This window comes from Paenibacillus tyrphae, assembly GCF_027925525.1.
In the GTDB taxonomy this organism is placed as follows: domain Bacteria; phylum Bacillota; class Bacilli; order Paenibacillales; family NBRC-103111; genus Paenibacillus_G; species Paenibacillus_G tyrfis_B.
Map to the genome: position 1 here is coordinate 39,343 of NZ_BSDJ01000043.1, position 20,249 is coordinate 59,591.

The following is a 20,249-nucleotide window of genomic DNA, read 5'->3' on the forward strand; positions in this document are numbered from 1 at the left end:
TTACTTCGTAAACACTTCTCGAGGTCGTTCCCTTTCTTCGCCGCCACTCTCCGCCGGCATTCCCGCTAAAAGCGAAAATGCCTTCGCAGACACGGCGAAGGCATGACGATTCATATATTCCATACAGAATATCGAATTTATATCACAACACCTCGGCAGGAAATTAAGCTCGTACGAGCACCTGCTGTCTACGGTAAGCATATTCGTTTGTCAACCTAAAACAGGTTAGCATGGATGACTTCAAAAGTCAACTACCAAGCTTTACCTTATCTCAGGGCTGTTGCATTGACGCGAGCGCTTGGCCCCATCGTCGAGGATACCGCGATGTTTTTCAGGTATACCCCTTTGGCTGCAGCCGGTTTTGCTCTGTTGAGCGCATCGATCAAAGCTTTGAAGTTCTCAGCAAGCTTCTCGGCGTCGAAGGATACTTTACCGATCGGCGCATGGATTTGTCCGGCTTTGTCCAGACGGTATTCGATTTTACCTGCCTTAATCTCCTGAACGGCTTTTGCTACGTCGAACGTAACAGTGCCCGCTTTCGGGTTCGGCATCAAACCTTTACCACCCAAGATACGACCGAGTTTACCCACTTCGCTCATCATGTCCGGCGTAGCTACGCAGACATCGAAGTCGAACCAGCCTTGCTGAATTTTGTTGATCATGTCTTGATCGCCTACGAAATCGGCTCCTGCCGCTTCCGCTTCTTTGGCTTTGTCGCCTTTGGCAAATACAAGAACGCGTTTCGTTTTACCTGTGCCGTGAGGCAGTACAACCACACCGCGAACGGCTTGGTCTTGTTTTCTAGGGTCTACGCCCAGACGCACAGCCACTTCAACGGTTTCGTCGAATTTGGCGCGTGCCGTTTTCTTAACGAGTTCGATGGCTTCGAGCGGTTCGTAGAACGTCTCAGCATCGATTTGCTTAGCAACTTCAAGGTATTTCTTACCGTGTTTAGCCACTTTTATGTCCTCCTATGTGGTATTAGCGGAATATCCTCCCACTGAGTGCAGCAAGCGATTAGTCTTCGATGACTACGCCCATGCTGCGAGCCGTACCTTCAACCATGCGCATAGCAGCCTCAACGGATGCAGCGTTCAGGTCAGGCATTTTTTGCTCGGCGATTTCACGCACTTTCGCGCGTTTTACAGTTGCAACCTTCTTCTTGTTCGGTTCGCCGGATCCTTTTTCGATCCCAGCAGCTACGCGCAGCAATACGGCAGCCGGCGGAGTTTTTGTGATGAACGTGAAAGAACGGTCTTCGAAAACGGAGATCTCAACCGGAATGATAAGACCTGCTTGATCGGCAGTACGAGCGTTGAACTCTTTGCAGAATGCCATGATGTTAACGCCTGCTTGACCGAGAGCCGGACCGATCGGCGGAGCCGGATTCGCTTTCCCTGCAGGAACCTGCAGTTTCACAACTTTAATAACCTTTTTTGCCATTGTGTGACACCTCCTCGCCCGTAGTATGGCAGTGTTTCACGCTACAGCTTTTCCACCTGGTGGTAGTCGAGCTCAAGCGGTGTTTCTCTGCCGAACATGTTGACATGGACCTTCAGCTTGCTTTTGTCGAGCAAAATTTCTTCCACGGAACCGACAAAGTTGGCGAACGGTCCGACTTTCACGCGCACGGTCTCTTTGAGTTCGAAGTCGATTTTCGGCTTCGGCTCTTCGATACCCATATGCTTGAGAATAGAATCGACTTCCTCCGGAAGCAAAGCCGTCGGCTTCGATCCCGAACCGGTTGAACCCACGAACCCGGTAACGCCAGGCGTGTTGCGCACCACATACCACGAGTCGTCCGTCTGGATCATCTCCACAAGAACGTACCCCGGATACACTTTACGCATAACCGTTTTTTTCTTGCCATCCTTATTCACAAGCTCCTCCTCCATGGGAACGAGCACACGAAAGATCTTGTCCTTCATATCCATGGATTCGACGCGTTTCTCCAAATTGGCCTTTACCTTGTTTTCATACCCGGAGTAGGTATGAACGACGTACCATCTTTTTTCCATTTCCATAGCGCCACCCTATAGCCTAAATTTATTTAAACACGAGGCGAAGCAGCTCAGAAATTCCTAAGTCCAAAACGTAGAAGTACACCGTCACGAAGGCAACCGTAAACAACACGACCAGCGTATAGCTAATCAATTCTTTACGGGTAGGCCATTTCACTTTTTTCAGCTCAGACCAGCTGTCGCCGAAAAAGGAAAATGTGTTGCCGAATCCCTGCTTCATTTTAGCCAAAAAGGACACAACTACACCTCCAAAAACTAGCGAGTCTCGCGATGAGCAGTTTGTTCATTGCAAAACTTGCAATATTTCTTGAGCTCCATGCGGTCAGGATGGTTGCGCTTATTTTTGGTGGATGTATAGTTTCTTTGCTTGCAGTTTGTGCACGCTAACGTGATGATCACCCGCATGATGTACACCTCCTACGGACCAGCCTCGAAATTTACAACCTTACACGACCAGCAAAAAAAACGCCTTTTCGTCTAAGGCTACCCGATATACTTTAGCATACGGCCTATCTTCTGTCAAGGAAAAAGGAGTAACATAGCGCTTGTCCCGTCTCATCCATTATTGACCAGGCGGCTCGTTCCTAAACGAAAACTTGATCATTTTTTTATAATTGGACATCTTGCCATGCACGAACATTCGTTCTATAATAATCTCTAAACCTAATAAAACAAAAAAAGCACCTTGCTTCGCAGCAATAAAGGCGCTTATCTACGTTTTATGCGTCACGCACTTCCAAATACCTCTCCAGCTTGCGCTTCACGCGTTGCAATGCATTGTCAATCGACTTTACGTGCCTGTCCAAATCGACGGCGATTTCCTGATAGGACCGCCCGTCCAAATACAGCATCAACACCCTGCGTTCCAGGTCGCTTAATATCTCTCCCATTTTATCTTCCAGCCCGCTGAACTCCTCTTGATTAATGATCAATTCCTCGGGATCGGATACGCGGGAGCCGCAAATGACATCGAGCAGCGTCCTGTCGGAATCTTCATCATAGATGGGCTTGTCCAACGAAACGTAGGAATTTAGGGGGATATGCTTCTGGCGAGTGGCGGTTTTGATGGCCGTAATGATTTGGCGGGTAATGCAAAGCTCGGCAAACGCTTTGAAGGAGGCTAGCTTATCGCCGCGGAAGTCGCGGATCGATTTATACAGGCCGATCATTCCCTCTTGTACGATATCCTCTCTATCAGCGCCGATAAGAAAATAAGAGCGCGCTTTGGCGCGAACGAAGTTCTTGTACTTGTTGATCAAGTACTCCAGGGCGTCGCTATCCCCTTCACGGACTGCTTCGACCACATCTTCGTCTGCCTTGAGGTCGTATTCGTACATTCTCAACTCTTTGAGGTCGACACTCACTACAATCCCTCCGGCCCAACGCTTGAAAGATAGGACTAGTATACATTATGTAATCTAGCGCCGTCAACCGGATTCCCGCTACAAAAGCTAGATTGTTGCTTGATTTACAGGCATCGCCTTCAAAGTCCCTAATTCCCCCTGCGCCATTTCTCCAGCTGATCGCGTATATCTCCACTAAGTCTGCTGTCAAACGAATTGCGCTTCGGCGCTGCTTCGGTGTCGATCGTCCGGCGGATTTCCTGGCGGACCTGCCTTACCTTGACCAAAAGCTCGCTTGCCGGAATCCGGAAAGCCCCTTTGCCGAAAATTACATGCTGCTCCGTCATATCGGAGGTCGCGACATATACCTGCTTGCGCCGTCCGATATGGGCGGTAACGAGCCTTTCGATCAGCTCGTCCGCCGTTTCCTTTTCCTTGGTGTAATAAACCGGGAGCTTATTTTGCAAATATTTGCCGCCAAGCCCCGGAACGTAGTAAGCGTCAAACACCACGATAACCTTCATCCCGGAGAACGACTGGTACTCGGCCATCGTTTCGATTAGCCGGTCGCGCGCTTCCTCCAGCCGGATCTCCTTCAGCCTTTGCAATTCCGGCCATGATCCGATGATGTTGTAACCGTCTACGATGAGGATCTCCTGAATCATGCCGCATCGCCCCGCAGCATGACGTTATTCCGCAGCCATTCGCTGCCGGACGACTTCATACATGAATACCGACGCCGCGACCGAGGCGTTAAGCGAGTTGATTTGACCGAACATCGGCAGCTTCAACAAAAAGTCGCATTTTTCGCGAATGAGCCGCCCAATGCCTTTGTTCTCATTGCCGATCACGATAGCCAGAGGCAGATTCAGGTTCGTCTGATAGACCGGCTGCTGCGCCCCCACATCGGCTCCGGCGATCCAAACGCCCTGCTCTTTAAGCTGTTCGATCGTCTGGGCGAGGTTGGTGACGCGGGCCACGGGCACGTATTCGACCGCGCCTGCGGAGGTTTTGGACACCGTTGCGGTCAGCCCTACGGAACGCCGCTTCGGAATGATGACCCCGTGGACGCCGGTACAGTCCGCCGACCGCAGGATGGACCCCAAGTTATGCGGGTCCTCGATTTCGTCGAGAATGAGCAGGAACGGCATTTCGTTGCGTTCCGCGGCTAGAGCCAGCAGATCCTCCACTTCGACATAGGCATACGCCGCTACTTGGGCAACGACGCCTTGATGCTGCACGCCGCCGGCCATTTGGTCCAGCTTGCGCTTGTCCGCAAATTGTACGATGACGCCGTTCTGCTTCGCTTCCGCGAGGATGGGTTGAGTAAGTTGTTTTTGAGTTTGCTCGGCGATCCAAATCTTATTGATGGTCCGCCCGGAACGCAGCGCTTCGAGTACGGAATGCTTACCTCCGATAAATTCTTCCACGTCAGGCGTCCCCCTTTCCTGTTGTCGTTGATGTTTCGTCCCGCTCCAAGGAGAGCATCAGCAGCTGCTGAAGTCTCTCCCACCGCTGCGTATAATACAAGTAGCCGATCAGGCACTCGAACGCCGTGCTGTGGCGGTATTCGAGCACATCGGCATTTTTGGCCGTTGTGCCCGATTTGGCGTTTCTTCCCCGCTTGACGATATCCGTCTCCTCTTCGGTCAGAATCGGTAGCCAGCGCTGCAGCGCCTTCGCCTGTGCCTTGGCCGAGACATAGCGGGTAGACAGCCGGTGAAGATGGTTCGGCTTGTGGTTCGTCTGTGAGACGACATATTGCCGGATAAAGACCTCATAGACGGCATCGCCCACATAGGCCAGCACGAGTGGGCTCAACAGCCTCGGCTCGCGCGAAGGCGGAAAAGAAAACAAATTCGCTTGCAAATAAGGCAGCGCCTGTTCATCTCGTTCCATCGCTCTAACTCCGCCGCCAACGAATGCCCTGGGCCGTATCCTCAAGCACGATGCCGCGCTCGGTCAACAGATTACGGATTTCATCGGCACGTGCCCAATTTTTCGCTTTGCGGGCTTCCGTCCGCTCGACGATCAATTGTTCGATTTCTTCATCCAGCAGGTCCTCGGCTTCAGGTGCTAGTATGCCCAGCACTTGATCCATCGCTTCAAACTGCTTCTGCAGCAGCTCCAAGGTGGGTGCCGTCACTTGCTCGCGGTTGATGTACGGATTCGCCGCATTGACAAGCTCGAATACCGCCGTGATTGCATCCGGCGTATTGAAATCGTCGTTCATCTTGCTTTCGAATTGCTGCTGAGCGTTACGCACCGCCGCCGCGATTTCAGGATCGATCTCCCCTGCTTCCGCCGTCTTAAGACGGTGCTTCAGCGCGGAAAGGCAGTTCTCAATCCGGGCCAAGCTTCCTCGCGCCTGCTCTACAGCTTCGTCGCTGAAGTTGAGCGGATTGCGGTAATGACCGGACAGCATAAAGTACCGGATCACCTCGCCCGGAATCGTCTTCAGCAGCTCGTGTACATTGATTCCATTCCCGAGCGATTTCGACATTTTTTCATCATTGACGTTCACGAACCCGTTATGCATCCAGTAGTTCGCCATCCGCTGTCCCGTCAAGCCTTCGGATTGGGCAATTTCGCATTCATGGTGCGGGAAGGTCAGGTCCAGTCCGCCTCCGTGAATGTCGATGGAATCGCCCAAATATTTGCGGATCATCGCGGAGCATTCGATGTGCCAGCCCGGACGGCCTTCGCCCCACGGGCTCGACCAGCTGATTTCGCCCGGCTTCGCCGCCTTCCAGAGCACGAAATCTTGCGGGCTTTCCTTCCGCTCGTCGACATCTACACGAATGCCATATTGCAATTCTTCCAAATTCTGGTGCGATAATTTGCCGTATTCCGGAAATTTGGCCGTCCGGAAAAAGACGTCCCCGCCGGCCTCATAAGCATAATCCTTCTCCACCAGTCCGGAGATGAAATCGATGATCTCGGCCATGTTTTGAGTGACGCGCGGATGAAGCGTCGCTTTCCGCACCCCGAGCCCTTTGGTGTCTTCGTAATATTTTTGCACGAACAAGTCGGCAACCTCCGGTACGGTGACGCCCATTTCGGCTGCTTTTTTAATCAACTTGTCGTCCACATCTGTAAAGTTCGCAGCATACGTCACTTCGTAGCCGATTGATTCCAAATAACGTCGCACGACGTCGAAAAAGATGACCGGACGCGCGTTTCCGATGTGAATGTAGCTGTACACGGTGGGACCGCAGACGTACATTTTCACTTTACCCGGCTCCAGCGGTTTGAACTCTTCTTTGGTCCGAGTCAACGTATTATAAATCTTAAGACTCATGTTTCACGGCTCCTCCAATTCTGGTCTTTTCTTTATGAGCCTCAACTTTCAGCTCGTCGATTTGTTGTTGCATTTGGCGAATCATATCGAGAACAGGGTCCGAAAGCTTGTCGTGCTCCAGCCGTCCGACACGCACACCGTCCCGCTTGACGATTTTGCCCGGGATTCCGACGACGGTGCTGTTGGCCGGAACTTCGCTTAATACGACAGAGTTCGACCCGATCCGCGAGTTATCCCCGACCGTGAAGGACCCGAGCACCTTCGCCCCGGCCGAGATGACCACGTTGTTGCCGATGGTCGGATGCCGCTTCCCCCGCTCCTTGCCGGTGCCCCCGAGCGTTACGCCGTGATAGAGCAGCACGTCGTCGCCGATCTCGCACGTTTCTCCAATGACGACACCCATACCGTGGTCGATGAAAAAGCGTCTCCCGATCACGGCGCCGGGGTGGATTTCTATCCCGGTCATAAAGCGACTGGCTTGCGAAATGATGCGCGCGATGGTGAACCAGCTTTTTTTATAAAACCAGTGGGCCACGCGATGCGCCCAGAGGGCGTGCAAACCGGAATAGGTGAACACGACCTCAAACCAGCCTCTCGCCGCCGGATCGTTCTCAAAGATCGTTTCGATGTCTTCTTTCATTCTGGCAAACACGTATCATCCCCCCATTCCTGTGCGTACGCCTTCGTCTACGCATCACGCAAAAAAAACGCCTTCTACAGCCATTCGGCTGCAGAGGCGTCTTCTTTCGCGGTTCCACTCTGCTTGGATAAACAAATGGGGCAACTGCACGGCCCAACGTTTTATCCGTCTCTATCGTTCGTATCGTGAACGTCACGGTAAAGACTACCCTGCCGCTGCACCGGAGCGCTCGCGTCAGATCGTCTTTACGGCTCCCGGGTGCACTTCCGCAAAAGGGGAATTGGACGACTCGCAGCCGGTTCGTTTCCGAACCGATCGTCCTCTCTGGGAATCCCGACTTTTCCGTACTTTCCCGTTCGTCGCCGTAGATGTATGTTATCGAAGAAATGATCTTATTTTTTTCTAAGTATATAAGAAATTCATAGGTATTACAATAACTTCTTAATGCGTGCGGATACCGTTTCTTTTCCCAGCAAATGCAGCGCCATGTTCAGGTCAGGCCCGTGCATTTGTCCCGTCAGCGCCACACGAATCGTCATGAACAGCTGCTTTCCTTTATAGCCGGTCTCCGTCTGCACCGCCTTGATCATCGCTTTCAGCGCATCCACGCTAAACTCGGTTCCGGCCTCAACCTGCTTCAAGAAGCTGCCAAGGACGACCGGCGCGTGCTCTTCGGCAAGCATCGCTTTAGCTTCGTCTTCGTAGCTGACGTCCTCACGGAAGAACAGCTCGGACAACGGCACGATTTCGGCGGCGTACCGCAGCTGCTCTTGATAAAGCCCGACGAGCTCGTGAGCCCACTGCTCCTGCTCGGGACTGAGCGTTTCCGGTAGCTTCCCGGCTTGTTGCAGATGAGGCAGCGCCAGCTTTGCAATCCGGGCCGTATCCGCTTTTTTAATATAAAGATTGTTCATCCAGTTGAGCTTATCCATATCGAATACGGCCGGGCTCTTGGACACCCGGTCCAGATCGAACTGCTCGATCAGCTCTTCTTTGGTGAAAATCTCTTCCTCGCCCTTTGGCGACCAGCCGAGCAGCGCGATAAAGTTCATCACCGCTTCCGGCAAATACCCGAGTTCTTTATACTGCTCGATGAATTGGATGATGGACTCGTCCCGCTTGCTCATCTTCTTGCGGTCCGGGTTCAAGATGAGCGCCAGGTGGGCAAATTCCGGCACAGGCAGCCCAAGCGCCTCATACATCATGATTTGCCGCGGCGTATTGGTCAGGTGCTCTTCCCCGCGGATAACCAACGAAATTTTCATCAGATGGTCGTCCAAAATAACGGCAAAATTATACGTCGGAATCCCGTCCGGACGCACGATGATGAAGTCGCCGATCCCGTTGCTCTCAAACTCGACATGCTCGCGGATGCGGTCCTCGAAGGCGATCACCCGGTTTTCCGGTACGCGAAAACGAATCGACGGCTTGCGGCCCTCGGCCACAAACGCTTCGACTTGCTCCCCCGTCAAATGACGGCATCTGCCGGAGTACATCGGCATCTGTCCTGCCGCTTCCTGCTCTGCGCGCTCCTTCTCCAGATCCGCTTCCGAGCAATAGCAGCGGTACGCATCGCCGCTTTCCAGCAGCTGATCGACAAACGGCTGATACAAGTGCAGCCGCTCTGTTTGCCGATACGGTCCGTACGGGCCGCCAATGTCCACGCTCTCGTCCCAATCCACGCCAAGCCACTTGAGACCGTTAAGCTGGCTGTCGACGCCGGATTCCACATGTCTCGTCTGATCCGTGTCCTCGAAGCGGACAATAAATTTCCCGCCTTGCTTGCGGGCAATCAAATAATCGAACAATGCTGTCCGTGCTCCGCCGATGTGCAAATGCCCCGTCGGACTCGGCGCGTATCTTACGCGAAACTCTGCCATAATGCCCTCTCCTCCCGTACTCCCGCGCCAATCGCTCGCCGGAAGCCATTTACGATCCGTAAAAAGATTATTTGTTATGATAGCACATCTTTCACAAGACAAACAACCGCCTGTGAGGCAATTCCTTCGCCCCGCCCGGTGAAGCCGAGCTGCTCCGTCGTCGTCGCTTTTACATTAATCTGCGACGTCTCCGCTTCGAGGGCGGTTGCAATCCGCTCGACCATGGCGGGAATGTACGGCGCCATCTTCGGCTTCTGTGCGATGATTGTGCAGTCCGCATTGCCCAGACGGTATCCCGCTTGCTTGGCGCTCTCCCATACCTGCACAAGCAGCTTATAGCTGTCCGCATCCTTATACGCGGCATCCGTGTCGGGAAAATGCTTCCCGATATCCCCAAGCCCCAGTGCGCCAAGAATCGCGTCGGTCAGCGCATGCAGCAGCACGTCCGCATCGGAATGCCCAAGCAGCCCTTTTTCAAAAGGAATGTCCACACCGCCGATAATGCACTTGCGTCCTTCCACCAGCTGATGCACGTCGAACCCTTGTCCCACTCGTATCATGACTCTCGCTCTCCCCTGACATGTCGAATGATCCACTCGGCCCAAGGCAAGTCCTCGGGCGTCGTGATTTTGATATTGTAATAATCGGCTTCGACGACGGCGACCCGGACGCCGAGCCGCTCGACCAGCATGGCGTCGTCCGTCCCAACAAAGCCTTCCTCCTGTGCCCGCTCGTGTGCTTCGCGCAGCAATGAAAAACGAAAAGCCTGCGGGGTCTGAATCGCCCACAAGCTGCGTCGGTCCGGGGTCGCTTGGATCAACCCTTCGCCGTCCACGATTTTAATCGTATCTTTTACGGGTACGGCCAGAACAGCCGCTTCGGTCTCTCTCGCTTTACCTAGGCATGCCGCGATATGCTCCCGGGCGGCAAACGGCCGGACGCCGTCGTGTACCATCACCCAACGGGTGCTGCCGTCCAAGGCCAACAGTCCTTGGTACACGGAGTCTTGACGTTCCTTCCCCCCGGGAATGACCCGCTTCACCTTTCTTAGCCCGTAAGCCTCGATATAGCCCTGACACCGCTCTACATCGTCCGCCCCCGTAACCAACACCACGTCGCTCACGGCTTCGAGCCGATCAAACAGTTCCAGCGTATGTACCAGAATCGGTTTGCCGTCCAGCAGCAAATATTGCTTGCTTTCTTGCGTTCGCATACGAGAGCCTCGGCCCGCCGCTACGATTACGACCCCCAGTTTATCCGTCAACTTGTCCACCTGCCACTATGGTTCGGCACCGAATGAAGCAAACCCGTTTGCCTTATTCTAAGCGCATCTCTCTTATCATACCGTGTTAGAGCGCTTTTTCCAATAGCTTCGGCTTGGCAAATATCATTCGACCGGCTGACGTTTGAAGAACGCTCGTCACCAGCACATCGAGCGTCATGCCGATAAAGTCCCGGCCGCCTTCCACGACAATCATCGTGCCGTCATCCAAATAGGCGACGCCTTGCCCATGCTCCTTGCCATCCTTGATGACCTGCACCAGGATTTCCTCTCCGGGCAGTACGACCGGCTTCACCGCATTCGCTAGATCGTTGATGTTCAGCACCGATACGCCCTGCAGCTCGCACACTTTGTTGAGATTGAAATCGTTCGTAATCACTTTCCCCTGCAAAGCTTTGGCCAGACGTACAAGCTTGCTGTCCACCTCGGAAATTTCTTCGAAATCCCCTTCGTAGATGAGTACTTTGACATCAAGCTCCTTCTGGATTTTGTTCAAAATGTCCAGCCCCCGACGGCCGCGGTTGCGCTTGAGCAAGTCCGACGAATCGGCAATATGCTGCAGCTCCTCCAGCACAAATTCGGGAATGACGAGGGTACCCTCGATAAATCCGGTTTTGCAAATATCCGCAATTCGCCCGTCAATAATCACGCTCGTATCGAGAATTTTGTGCTCCTCGAACCCTTTGGGCTCCCCGGACGCTCCCTTCCCGCGATCCGAACGTCGTGCATCTAGCACGGTGAACAGCTCCTCCTGCTTCACTGCGCCAAGCCGATAGCCCGCATACGAAAACGCCGCGATCAGCAGCATATGCAGCAGGGGGCTGAACACGCCTGCCTGGCTGAACGGATGGAGCAACACCGACGAAAAGAGCAAGCCGACGACCATTCCGATCGAGCCCGCAAGCAGATCGGTCACCGGTACGTTGGCAATGCGCTCCTCTCCCCGCTGCACCACTTTCAGCAGATACGTTAATGCCCAAGAACTGATCGAATAGAAGAGCAGCGCGCCGGCCCCCAGCATCCAGAGGGCTTGTCCTTGAATTTCTTCCCGTCCCAAAACCGATGCTATGAATTCAAAACATGGTTTCCCTATCGTATCAGTCCACCGTACTCCAAGCGCACCGCCGATAACTGCAAATAGAAGCTGGAACCATTTTTTCATCATAGACTTTCACCTCCATAAAAATAACAAATTCTGCCTTCCGTTACAATTATGATCCAAATTACTCAAGCCTAATCGTATCAGTTGAAGAAAATGAAAAAAAGCATTCATTTTCCTTGCGGAAAACAAATGCTTTTCATTTTCATAGCCTTGTGCGACTTATGCGGTTTTAGAGGCTCGTTGTTTTGGACTCCGGTTCTTCCATGGACGAACGTTTTCTTCGTTTCCAGAAGAACAGCCGATCAACGTTTTTTTTTAAGCCGTACAGCGCATAAAGAAGCAGCGGTACGAAGATGAGTTTGGACAACAGCCCCGGATACATGACAGCCAGCACAACGGCAGCCACGACGACAACAGGCGTAATCCAGATGGCGGCTTTCGGGATGCCGACCTTTTTGAAGTTCGGGTATTTGACGGTGCTGACCATCAGGTAGGACAGCAGAAGCGTCGACAAGACGAGTACGACGGTGTTCAATTCTTTATGGAACAGCGCGAGTGTACACAATACGCCGCCGGCTGCAGGGATCGGCAAGCCGATAAAATACCCCGGTGTCCCGGCAACGACATTGAAGCGAGCCAGACGAAGCGCGCCGCAGATCGGGAAGATCGCTGTCACGATCCACGCTGCCGCTGCATTCATCTCAGTGAACGCCACCACATACATGATGAACGCCGGCGCTACACCGAACGAGATGACATCGGACAGCGAATCCAGCTCTTTGCCGAATTCGCTCTGCGCATTGAGCGCACGGGCAACGCGCCCGTCCAATCCGTCCAGAAGCATCGCGACGATGACCATGATCGCAGCAAGCTCGGGTTTGCTATTAAACACGGAAATAATTGCAATAATACCTAAGAACAAGTTCCCAATCGTAAACAAGTTCGGAAGGGATTTTGTTATCATGTTTTAGTCCACCTCTGGTTTTACTGTACCCTAATATTCCAAATAATATTTGGCTACCCTCTGATTGTATGCAAGTTAAATATGTCTGTCAATGAGCACCTGATCTTGGATTCTCTTTAAACCTTCTTTAATCGTACGTGCGCGCACTTCCCCGATGCCGTCTACTTCGTCCAATTCTTCAATCGTCGCCATCATCAAATGCGGGAGCTGACAAAACCGTTCCACCAGGTTATGTATTATAACGGAGGGAAGACGCGGTATTTTGTTCAGTACCCGATAGCCTCTTGGCGAGATCGTCTCCTCCGCACTGCCAGGTGTATGCGGATAGCCGAGCGCCCGTGCAATGTGCGAATGATCGAGCATTTCGTCGGTCGGATGCTTCTTGAGGGTCGCTTGGACTTCTTTTACTTTCTCTTCAGTCAACTCTTTGACGTAATCCTTAATCAGCAAGTATGCCTCGTTCTCGGTGTTACCAACCAATTCCTCCAACTGCATGCTGATCAACCGACCTTCGTTACCGAGCTCGTTAATGTAGCGCTTGATCTCTGCTTTAATACGTAAAACCATCTCAATACGTTGCATTACACCGGTCACATCGTGCAAAGTGACTAGCTCCTCAAATTCGGAAGCGCCTAGATTGGTCATATCCTGGTCCAATACGGACTTGTATTTCTCCAGCGTTTGAATCGCCTGATTCGCTTTCGTCAAAATGACGCCGATATCTTTCAGCGAATACCGTAAGCTGCCTTGATACAAGGTTATGACGTTGCGCCGCTGCGAAATGGACACCACAAGCTTGGAGGTCTGCTTCGCGACGCGCTCCGCCGTCCGGTGCCGGATGCCCGTTTCGGTGGACGTAATCGAAGAGTCCGGAATCAGCTGCGTATTCGCATACAAAATACGCTTCAAATCCTCGCTGAGGATGATCGCGCCGTCCATTTTGGCCAGCTCATATAAGTAGTTCGGGGAAAAATCGCAGTTGATCGAAAAGCCGCCGTCTACAATCTCCATCACTTCCGGGCTGTAGCCGACGACGATTAAGCCGCCCGTTTTGGCGCGCAGCACGTTCTCCAGCCCTTCCCGGAACGGCGTGCCTGGCGCAACGAGCTGCAGCAGCTGGCTCATGACGTCGCGTTTTGCTTCTTCCTTGCTCAATGGTGTCCCTCCTGACGAATTTTGGTTATCAAGTTCGAACGTTCCGAGACAGCTGCAACTGCCTGCGACCGCTCTTGAATTCGGAAAACTTAATATAACTATAGCGTTATTTTTCCGAATTCAAAGGCGGCACGTAAACTCTCCGGCAGTTGCACTGTTCTCCACTGAAGCTTGATAACCAAAAGAATTATACTAAAGCAGCCGATAGCGCCTCGGCTACGGTATTGACGCCGATAATTTGAATGCCTGCCGGTGGCGTCCAGCCTTTCAGGCTTTTTTGCGGGAGAATGACGCGGCGGAACCCGAGCTTTTCCGCCTCACGCACCCGCTGGTCGACACGCGACACACCGCGCACCTCGCCCGTCAGGCCGACCTCGCCAAAGATGACGTCGAACGGCTGCGTCGGCTGTTCGCGGAAGCTGGAGGCAATGCTGACCGCTACCGCAAGGTCGACTGCAGGCTCATCCAGCTTCACACCGCCCGCAACGTTAAGGTAAGCGTCCTGATTTTGCAAAAACATGCCCATCCGCTTCTCCAGCACCGCGATAATGAGGGATAGTCGATTATGGTCGAAACCGGTCGCCATCCGTCGGGGGGACGGGAAGTTGGTAGATGAGACGAGAGCTTGAAGCTCTACGAGCACCGGACGCGTCCCCTCCATACTGGCGACAACGGTCGAACCGGCAACGCCCAGCGGGCGCTCGGACAAAAACAGTTCCGACGGGTTGTTGACCTCGACCAAGCCGCTTTCCCGCATCTCGAAGATCCCGATTTCGTTGGTCGAACCGAACCGATTTTTAACGGCGCGAAGCACCCGGTACGAATGATGCCGCTCCCCTTCGAAATATAGCACGCAATCGACCATATGTTCGAGTAATCGCGGTCCTGCAATGGCGCCCTCTTTAGTAACATGACCAACGAGGACGGTTGCGATTCCTTTCATTTTGGCGATCCGCATAAAATGCCCCGTGCATTCCCGCACCTGAGAGACCGAGCCGGGAGCTGAAGCCACGGCGCCGTGGTATACCGTTTGGATCGAGTCGATAACGATGAAATCCGGTTCGATCTCGTCAATCGCCGCTTCGATATGCTCCACATTCGTTTCGCACAGTACGAACAACAGCGGGGAAACGGCTTGCAGCCGATCAGCCCTCAGCTTCGTCTGGCGGACGGATTCCTCTCCGGAAATATACAGCACTTTCAAGTCCAGCTGTGTCAGCAAATGCGACGTTTGCAGAAGCAGCGTCGACTTCCCGATCCCCGGGTCGCCGCCGACCAGAATCAAGGAGCCGGGCACGATACCGCCGCCAAGCACGCGGTTCAACTCCCGATTTTCCGTCACGATCCGCTCTTCTTGACTGCTTTCTATGTTTATGATAGAAACCGCTTTTTCTTTCTTGTTCAAAAAATTTGTGTGTAGCCCTTTGCTCTTAACAACGGTCTCCACTTCTTCCACAAATGTATTCCAAGCTTCGCAGCCCGGACATTTGCCGAGCCATTTCGGCGATTCGTAGCCGCATGACTGGCAGAAGAACTTTGTTTTTGTTTTCGCCATCATTTAACCCTGCTTTCTTATCCCAACTCAAAGTTTACCATTTTGACCCTGTCTTGAAAACCCTTGCCGCCGCCGAAAAGAAAAAAAGCTTTAATAGTAAATAAAAAAAGCATCCCTCCGGCCCAACTTGCAGCCGTGGGATGCTATGGAAGGAGCCTGCGCTCCTAAAACTTTTTGACTTAAGCCTGGGTACCGACGCCTTGGTTGCGGTGAACGATCAATTCGCCGTCCTTTTCGTCGATCGTAAGCGAGTCGCCTTTGGCGATGTTGCCGCGCAGCAATTCTTCGGATAACCGGTCTTCGATGTGTTTCTGAATCGCTCTGCGCAGAGGTCTGGCGCCGAAGGTCGGATCGTAGCCTTCTTTGGCCAGGAACGCTTTGGCCGAATCGGTTAGGAAGAATTCGACTTCCTGCTCTTTCAACCGCTTGCGAAGCTCTTCGGCCATCAAAGTCACGATTTCGGCGATATGCTGCTCTTCCAAGGAGTGGAACACGATAATCTCGTCGATCCGGTTCAAGAACTCCGGACGGAAGCTTTTCTTCAGCTCGCCCATTACTTTTTCTTTCATATTGTTATAGTCTTTGCCTGCATCATGTGCAGCGGTGAAGCCGAGCGTCGAGTTTTTCTTGATCGTATCGGCACCAACGTTCGATGTCATGATGATCAGCGTATTGCGGAAGTCAACCGTACGGCCTTTGGAATCCGTCAGGCGGCCGTCTTCAAGTACCTGTAGCAAAATGTTGAATACTTCCGGGTGCGCCTTTTCGATTTCGTCCAGCAGGACAACGGAATACGGCTTACGGCGTACTTTTTCGGTCAATTGACCGCCTTCTTCGTATCCGACGTATCCCGGAGGCGCTCCGACCAAACGAGAAGTAGAGTGTTTCTCCATATACTCGGACATGTCGATCCGAACGACGGCATTCTCGTCACCGAAGAGAGACTCGGCAAGCGCACGGGCCAACTCGGTTTTCCCGACACCGGTCGGACCAAGGAAGATGAACGAGCCCATTGGACGTTTCGGGTCTTTCAGACCTGCTCTAGCGCGGCGAATTGCGCGGCTGACCGCCTTGACCGCTTCGTCTTGGCCGATCACCCGGTCATGCAGGATGGATTCCATTTTCAGCAGGCGCTGAGTTTCTTCCTCAGCCAGCTTCACGACAGGAATACCGGTCCAGCTTGCTACGACCTGAGCAATATCGTCTGGCGTTACTTCGGAGTCAGTGCGTCCTTGCTTCTCTTTCCATTCGTTCTTCGTCGAATCCAGCTCTTCGCGCAGCTTCTGCTCCGTATCGCGCAGCGATGCCGCTTTCTCGAATTCCTGGCTTTGCACGGCAGCGTCTTTTTCCTTGCGGATGTCTTCGAGACGGCTTTCCAGCTTTTTCAGATCCGGTGGTACCGTATACGAACGGAGCCTTACTTTGGAGCTGGCTTCGTCGATCAAGTCGATCGCTTTATCCGGAAGGAACCGGTCCGTAATATAACGGTCGGATAGCTTCACGGCTTGCTCGATAGCTTCATCCGTAATTTTCACGCGGTGATGCGCTTCGTAACGGTCACGCAGCCCGTGCAAAATCTGAATCGCTTCTTCAGGCGACGGTTGATCGACCGTGATTGGCTGGAAGCGTCTTTCCAGCGCTGCGTCTTTTTCGATATATTTGCGGTACTCGTCAAGCGTCGTAGCCCCAATGCACTGGAGCTCTCCGCGAGCCAGAGCCGGCTTCAAAATGTTCGAAGCATCGATCGCGCCTTCCGCCCCGCCGGCACCGATCAGCGTATGCAGCTCGTCAATAAACAAGATGATATTTCCGGCTTGCCGGATTTCATCCATAATTTTTTTCAGGCGGTCTTCGAATTCGCCGCGGTATTTCGTACCAGCGACGACCGAACCCATATCCAAGGTCATGACGCGCTTATCACGCAGCGTTTCCGGAATTTCGTTGGCGACGATTTTTTGCGCAAGTCCTTCGGCAATCGCCGTTTTACCTACGCCGGGTTCCCCAATGAGGACCGGATTGTTTTTCGTACGGCGGCTGAGCACTTGAATCACGCGCTCGATTTCTTTGCTGCGGCCGATGACCGGGTCCAGGTTGCCATCTTTGGCATAAGCCGTCAGGTCGCGAGCCAGACCGTCCAAGGTCGGTGTATTCACATTCGTCGGGTTACCATGGTTAGGCGAGACCACCTCGCTGCTGCCAAGCAGTTGAAGTACTTGCTGACGGGCCTTGTTCAGGCTCACACCCAAATTGTTCAATACGCGTGCAGCAACGCCTTCGCCTTCACGAATCAAGCCGAGCAGAATGTGCTCCGTTCCGACGTACGTGTGTCCCAGCTTGCGGGCTTCGTCCATCGACAGCTCGATTACTTTTTTCGCCCGCGGCGTGTATGCGATATTCGATGGCTGCTCTTGTCCCCGTCCGATCAGCGATTCGACTTCATCTTGAATTTTCTCCAGACCGAGTCCGAGCGCAATAAGCGCCTTCGCGGCAATGCCTTCGCCTTCACGAATCAGACCGAGCAGAATGTGCTCTGTTCCGATATTGTTGTGTCCCAAACGAACTGCTTCCTCCTGCGCCAAGGACAATACCTTTTGCGCGCGTTCCGTAAATCTGCCAAACATCATGTGTAACACCTCCAAAGATTGGTATAGCGTATGCTTATTATGCGGTTTCGTATGTTGACGGCTAGCCCGTTTCTGCAATTTTTTCCCGGATGAGCTGTGCGCGCCTAATGTCTCTTTCTTCAGGTGTCAGCTTTTCTCCTGCCGACTGCTGCAAAAATCCAGGCTGGGTCATCACCAAAAGCTCGTTGAGCACATGTGGGGAGACATTTTTGATAAACCCGAGATCAATCCCGAGCCGCACGTCCGACAGCCGCTGCGCCGCTTCTTTGGAATCCATAATCGCCGCATACGATAAGACGCCATAAGAACGGCTGACCCGGTCCAAAATTTTGGCTCTCGTCTCGTAGATCAGCTTCTGTCTAGCCGCACGTTCATGCTCGATAATTTGTCGCACAACGCCGTACAGGTTATCGATAATTTCCTCTTCGGATTGTCCCAGCGTGATCTGGTTCGAAATCTGGAACAGGTTGCCGAGCGCTTCGCTGCCTTCGCCATACAACCCCCGCACGGCTAGCCCAACTTGAGTAATAGCCGATAATATGCGGTTGATCTGCTGCGTCAGAACTAGCGCGGGAAGATGGATCATCACCGAAGCGCGAATCCCTGTACCCACGTTCGTAGGACAGCTCGTCATGTACCCGTGTTTTTCGTCAAAAGCATAATTCAAATGCGTTTCGAAAATATCGTCGATCTGGTTGGCCAGATCCCAAGCTTCTTTAATCTGAAAACCAGGACACAAGCACTGAATCCGAAGATGGTCTTCTTCATTGACCATGATACTAACGGACTCGTTGTCACTGAGAATGACGGCTCCGTTGCGCGATTCGTTAGCCAATGCCGGACTAATCAAATGCTTTTCGACCAGCACCCGTCTCTCCAGTTCATTCAAATCGGACAGCGGCAGCATCGAAAAGCGGCTGATCGTGCCCAGCTCTTCATTATGAGCGACTTGGGCTACCTGTTCCAGCACTTCCTTCGATTGCTGGTTCGTCGCCAACATAGGGAAGGGGTACGCCTGCATATTTCGCGCGATGCGTATGCGGCTGCTGATGACGATATCCGAATCCGGCCCTTCACCCTTCATCCAATCGCTAAGCGCATTCTCTGTAAAACGGCTTGCTTCCGTCATAAGCACTCCTCCTTACCTCACCCGTCTATCCTTCGGCAACCTTTTTCTCAAGCTCGCGGATTTGATCCCGCAGACGGGCTGCTTCTTCGAATTCCTCGTTATCGATACGGATCAGCAATTCCTTTTTCAACTGATCTATTTCACGCTTATGTTTAATTAACCCGCCGGATCGCTTGGGAACCTTGCCGGTATGAATAATATTGCCATGAACGCGTTTGAACAGCGGGTCCAGCTTCTCCCCAAAATGCTTATAGCACTCGCTGCAGCCGAAACGGCCGATTTTGCTGAACTGCGTATACGTTAGTCCGCAATGCTCGCAGCGGCTAGGCTGTACTTTGTTGGCTAGCGTACTATGCGCCGACGGTTCGAAATCAAGCAGCCCGCTGAGCAGATTATGAATGGAGAACCCATTGGCCGTCCCCGGGATGAGCTCCCCTTTTTCTCTGGCGCACGATTCGCAAATGTGAAACTCCGTCTTCTCGCCATTCAAAATTTTCGTAAAATGAAGCGTCGCTTGCTTCTTGCCACATTCCTGACAAATCATCTGGGTCCCTCCTTTAATCTTGCCCTGGGACGGCAGGATACGAATATTTCATTTGCTTAGCAAAGAAATCAACATCGCCTTCAATATTCTTGCCCTGATCTCATCCCTTAGAGGCAACTTCAAGATCAGAACCTCCCGGGTAATGGCTGCTTTCATCAATGCCGCTTCCCGCGAAGAGATGAAGCCCCCTTCTTCCAGCTGATACAGCAGTCCTTCGGATGCAAGCTGATCCATATGCGTACCGATGGTTTGGAAAATATGGTCCATCACCGCGCCATGCGATTGCAGCTCGATTCTTTGAATTCGAATGTAACCGCCGCCGCCCCGCTTGCTCTCGACAATGTACCCTTTCTCCAATGTAAAACGGGTACTAATGACGTAATTGATCTGCGAGGGGACGCAGTTGAATTGATCGGCCAGTTCATTACGTTGGATCTCGATCACACCGTCGGGGCTCTGCTGCAAAGTTTGCTTCAGATATTGCTCAATAATTTCTGAAACATTGCGCATCTATTCGACCTCCCGCGACAGAAGTTAAACCATATTTAAAGTGAAGAAAGCCAAGATGATCTAGTTAAATCTAGCTGTAAAATCATTGACTTTGACTTTCTTTGACTTTAACTACATTATAGCAGATTTGCGTAAGATTGCAACTCCCCCACCTATTTCTTAGTTTGGGGTCGTCCGGCGACTTTTATTCTTGCGACAT

Annotated in this window: 22 protein-coding genes and 1 other annotated feature; all 22 genes read right to left on the bottom strand. The window is 52.6% G+C overall.

Features of this window, described 5'->3' with window-relative positions; genetic code table 11:
• Window positions 1-64 precede the first annotated feature (64 nt).
• Window positions 65-212: a sequence feature (ribosomal protein L10 leader region), on the bottom strand.
• A 54-nt stretch (window positions 213-266) separates the two neighbouring features.
• Window positions 267-959, bottom strand: a complete 693-nt coding sequence (gene rplA / locus QMG93_RS32130; protein WP_010498897.1) for a 50S ribosomal protein L1 — start codon at window positions 957-959, stop codon at window positions 267-269.
• Between the two features lie 58 nt (window positions 960-1,017).
• The gene (rplK, locus tag QMG93_RS32135; protein WP_010498899.1) at window positions 1,018-1,443 is read right to left on the bottom strand and encodes a 50S ribosomal protein L11; all 426 of its coding nucleotides are present in this window, start codon (window positions 1,441-1,443) and stop codon (window positions 1,018-1,020) included.
• A gap of 41 nt (window positions 1,444-1,484) precedes the next feature.
• A complete protein-coding gene (gene nusG, locus QMG93_RS32140; RefSeq protein WP_010498900.1) occupies window positions 1,485-2,018 on the bottom strand; it encodes a transcription termination/antitermination protein NusG in 534 nt (177 codons plus the stop codon).
• Window positions 2,019-2,046: 28 nt separating this feature from the next.
• The gene (gene secE, locus QMG93_RS32145; RefSeq protein ID WP_010498901.1) at window positions 2,047-2,259 is read right to left on the bottom strand and encodes a preprotein translocase subunit SecE; all 213 of its coding nucleotides are present in this window, start codon (window positions 2,257-2,259) and stop codon (window positions 2,047-2,049) included.
• A gap of 17 nt (window positions 2,260-2,276) precedes the next feature.
• Window positions 2,277-2,426 (bottom strand): 50S ribosomal protein L33, encoded by a 150-nt coding sequence (rpmG, locus tag QMG93_RS32150; protein WP_025851018.1) that lies wholly within the window; start codon window positions 2,424-2,426, stop codon window positions 2,277-2,279.
• Between the two features lie 314 nt (window positions 2,427-2,740).
• Complete coding sequence (gene sigH / locus QMG93_RS32155; protein ID WP_025851016.1) at window positions 2,741-3,385, bottom strand: RNA polymerase sporulation sigma factor SigH; 645 nt, start codon at window positions 3,383-3,385, stop codon at window positions 2,741-2,743.
• A 128-nt stretch (window positions 3,386-3,513) separates the two neighbouring features.
• Window positions 3,514-4,029 (bottom strand): NYN domain-containing protein, encoded by a 516-nt coding sequence (locus QMG93_RS32160; RefSeq protein ID WP_253415862.1) that lies wholly within the window; start codon window positions 4,027-4,029, stop codon window positions 3,514-3,516.
• A 24-nt stretch (window positions 4,030-4,053) separates the two neighbouring features.
• Entirely contained in the window at window positions 4,054-4,794 is a 741-nt protein-coding gene (gene rlmB, locus QMG93_RS32165; RefSeq protein ID WP_281943841.1) for a 23S rRNA (guanosine(2251)-2'-O)-methyltransferase RlmB, read from the bottom strand.
• Window position 4,795: 1 nt separating this feature from the next.
• Window positions 4,796-5,263 carry a Mini-ribonuclease 3 gene (locus QMG93_RS32170; protein WP_281943843.1) on the bottom strand — a complete coding sequence of 156 codons (468 nt, stop codon included), beginning with the start codon at window positions 5,261-5,263 and terminating at the stop codon, window positions 4,796-4,798.
• 4 nt (window positions 5,264-5,267) lie between these two features.
• Window positions 5,268-6,665: a cysteine--tRNA ligase gene (cysS, locus tag QMG93_RS32175; protein WP_281943845.1), complete on the bottom strand. Its 1,398-nt coding sequence runs from the start codon at window positions 6,663-6,665 to the stop codon at window positions 5,268-5,270.
• The gene (cysE, locus tag QMG93_RS32180) at window positions 6,655-7,317 is read right to left on the bottom strand and encodes a serine O-acetyltransferase (RefSeq protein WP_281943847.1); all 663 of its coding nucleotides are present in this window, start codon (window positions 7,315-7,317) and stop codon (window positions 6,655-6,657) included. The genes cysS and cysE overlap by 11 nt, the downstream gene beginning before the upstream one ends.
• Window positions 7,318-7,733: 416 nt before the next feature.
• Window positions 7,734-9,185: a glutamate--tRNA ligase gene (gene gltX / locus QMG93_RS32185; RefSeq protein WP_281943849.1), complete on the bottom strand. Its 1,452-nt coding sequence runs from the start codon at window positions 9,183-9,185 to the stop codon at window positions 7,734-7,736.
• A gap of 74 nt (window positions 9,186-9,259) precedes the next feature.
• A complete protein-coding gene (gene ispF, locus QMG93_RS32190) occupies window positions 9,260-9,745 on the bottom strand; it encodes a 2-C-methyl-D-erythritol 2,4-cyclodiphosphate synthase (protein ID WP_281943851.1) in 486 nt (161 codons plus the stop codon).
• Entirely contained in the window at window positions 9,742-10,449 is a 708-nt protein-coding gene (gene ispD, locus QMG93_RS32195) for a 2-C-methyl-D-erythritol 4-phosphate cytidylyltransferase (RefSeq protein WP_281943854.1), read from the bottom strand. The genes ispF and ispD overlap by 4 nt, the downstream gene beginning before the upstream one ends.
• Before the next feature lie 85 nt (window positions 10,450-10,534).
• Window positions 10,535-11,632 (bottom strand): PIN/TRAM domain-containing protein, encoded by a 1,098-nt coding sequence (locus tag QMG93_RS32200; RefSeq protein ID WP_281943857.1) that lies wholly within the window; start codon window positions 11,630-11,632, stop codon window positions 10,535-10,537.
• Window positions 11,633-11,798: 166 nt separating this feature from the next.
• The gene (gene pssA, locus QMG93_RS32205) at window positions 11,799-12,533 is read right to left on the bottom strand and encodes a CDP-diacylglycerol--serine O-phosphatidyltransferase (protein ID WP_281943859.1); all 735 of its coding nucleotides are present in this window, start codon (window positions 12,531-12,533) and stop codon (window positions 11,799-11,801) included.
• A 75-nt stretch (window positions 12,534-12,608) separates the two neighbouring features.
• The gene (gene disA, locus QMG93_RS32210; RefSeq protein ID WP_281943861.1) at window positions 12,609-13,688 is read right to left on the bottom strand and encodes a DNA integrity scanning diadenylate cyclase DisA; all 1,080 of its coding nucleotides are present in this window, start codon (window positions 13,686-13,688) and stop codon (window positions 12,609-12,611) included.
• 187 nt (window positions 13,689-13,875) lie between these two features.
• Complete coding sequence (gene radA, locus QMG93_RS32215) at window positions 13,876-15,243, bottom strand: DNA repair protein RadA (protein WP_281943870.1); 1,368 nt, start codon at window positions 15,241-15,243, stop codon at window positions 13,876-13,878.
• Between the two features lie 179 nt (window positions 15,244-15,422).
• The gene (clpC, locus tag QMG93_RS32220) at window positions 15,423-17,867 is read right to left on the bottom strand and encodes an ATP-dependent protease ATP-binding subunit ClpC (protein ID WP_281943863.1); all 2,445 of its coding nucleotides are present in this window, start codon (window positions 17,865-17,867) and stop codon (window positions 15,423-15,425) included.
• 61 nt (window positions 17,868-17,928) lie between these two features.
• The gene (locus tag QMG93_RS32225; protein WP_281943865.1) at window positions 17,929-18,996 is read right to left on the bottom strand and encodes a protein arginine kinase; all 1,068 of its coding nucleotides are present in this window, start codon (window positions 18,994-18,996) and stop codon (window positions 17,929-17,931) included.
• Between the two features lie 25 nt (window positions 18,997-19,021).
• Window positions 19,022-19,540 (bottom strand): UvrB/UvrC motif-containing protein, encoded by a 519-nt coding sequence (locus QMG93_RS32230; protein WP_216797725.1) that lies wholly within the window; start codon window positions 19,538-19,540, stop codon window positions 19,022-19,024.
• A gap of 48 nt (window positions 19,541-19,588) precedes the next feature.
• Entirely contained in the window at window positions 19,589-20,050 is a 462-nt protein-coding gene (locus tag QMG93_RS32235) for a CtsR family transcriptional regulator (RefSeq protein WP_281943868.1), read from the bottom strand.
• Window positions 20,051-20,249: the final 199 nt, after the last annotated feature.